This window comes from Streptomyces coffeae (assembly GCF_016741875.1).
Lineage (GTDB): Bacteria > Actinomycetota > Actinomycetes > Streptomycetales > Streptomycetaceae > Streptomyces > Streptomyces coffeae.
The window spans coordinates 1-927 of record NZ_JAERRF010000148.1 but is presented as its reverse complement, the minus strand read 5'-3'; the positions used below and the strand labels follow the sequence as shown (position 1 = coordinate 927).

Genomic DNA, 927 nt, shown 5'->3' with positions numbered 1-927 from the left:
TCGCTCCCGCCGCCGCGGCCTCGATGCGCAGGTCCCGCCCCTGAGCCCCGTGGTCGAGATGGCCGTCATGGCGGCGAGCAAGGCTGCCCTGCCCCGTACCACGGACGCTGATCCGAAGGCACTGATCACGCGCCGCACCCCGCCCGCACCACCCCAGCCCGCCTCCACCGTGACAATCGGGACTGCCAACGCCGCCGAAGTCCCGCTGTCCACTCTTGCCCGGGCCGGCGGCTGCTGCTGGACCGGACCTGGCGCTGAGGCGGCCGCCCGTGCGCTGCTGACCGGCATCCTCACCGCCGCCGAACGCCAACGCCCCGGCACGCCCCAGGTGAGAGGCGTCCTCACCCAAGAGCTAGCCGATCGTCTCCTGCCGGGCATGCCACCGAAGTTCAGCGCCCTGACTGTGACCGACGATCTCGAACACGCCATGCACTGCGCGGAAGAACACCTCATCGCCCACGCCCACAACCAACAAGACAGTCAAGACACCGAAGACGAGCAGGCAACGACAAAGACGGGGGAGGAAGAGAGCCGCGCACCGGGCTCTCTAGTACTTCTCGCTCAGCCGGACGCCGCGCACGCCGGACGCCTCACGGCTCTGGCCGACCGCACCACGCACGCCGCCCTCATCGTCCTCACCCTCGGCGCCCTGCCCGGCGCCACAAGCTGGCACATCGCGCATGACGGCACGGCCACACAACAGACAGCAACCGGCGGACAACTCGATGACCTCCAGCTGTTCCACCTTTCCCCACAGGCCGGCCGCGACGTCCTGGACGTCCTGCTTACGGCGCATGACGAGCGACCGCGCCTGCGCAGGGTCCCGGGCGCCCGAGCAGCCACGCCTTCCCCTGACAACCTGGAGCAGGGCAGTGCCGAGGAGTCCGATGACGAGCCACCAGCGGCCGGACCAGAACCCGCAGAGCG

General features: G+C 70.1%; 1 pseudogene. It reads left to right on the top strand.

Annotated elements, in window-relative coordinates:
* Positions 1-927: pseudogene (locus JK363_RS41395) on the top strand (BTAD domain-containing putative transcriptional regulator); the annotation flags it as partial.